A 642-nucleotide genomic window follows, 5' to 3' on the forward strand; every position below is an offset into this window, starting at 1 on the left:
CGCCCTGTCCACCGACAACATCCAGGCGCTGAAGTCTGAACAGGTCGGTGCGTTGAGCACCCAGCAGGTCCGCGGCCTGAGCACCGACCAGATCGGTGCACTGGAGACCGACGATCTGCGTGCGCTGTCCACCGCCGCACTGCGCGCCCTGTCCACCGACCAGGTCGGCGCCCTCGACTCCGACCAGATCGGCGCGCTGCGCACCCAGCAAGTGGCGGCCCTGACCTCCGCCCCGCAGGTCTCCAGCCTCAACAGCGACGACCTCAATGCCTTGGGCACCGACCAGTTCAAGGCCCTGACCTCGGCCCAGATCTCGGCCATCACTACCAGCCAGATCGCCACGCTGGAGAGCGATGACCTGCGCGCCCTCACCAGCGCCCAGCTGCGCGCCCTGTCCACCGACCAGATCGGCGCGCTGTCCACCGACAGCATCCAAGCCCTGCGCTCCGAGCAGGTCGGTGCGCTGAGCACCCTGCAAGTGCGTGGCCTGAGCACCGATCAGATGGCCGCCATGGAGACCGACGACCTGCGCGCCCTGGGCACCGCCCAGATCCGCGCCCTGGACTCCGACCAGCTCGGTGCGCTGAACTCCGACCAGATCGGCGCTCTGCGCACCCAGCAGGTGGCCGCCCTGACTACCGC

General features: G+C 69.3%; 1 pseudogene. It reads left to right on the forward strand.

The features are described 5' to 3' along the window. Nucleotides 1-642 (forward strand): annotated as a pseudogene (locus OOZ63_RS28995) (heme utilization protein); the annotation flags it as partial.

This window comes from Paucibacter sp. PLA-PC-4 (genome assembly GCF_026241155.1).
Taxonomy (GTDB): domain Bacteria; phylum Pseudomonadota; class Gammaproteobacteria; order Burkholderiales; family Burkholderiaceae_C; genus Roseateles_E.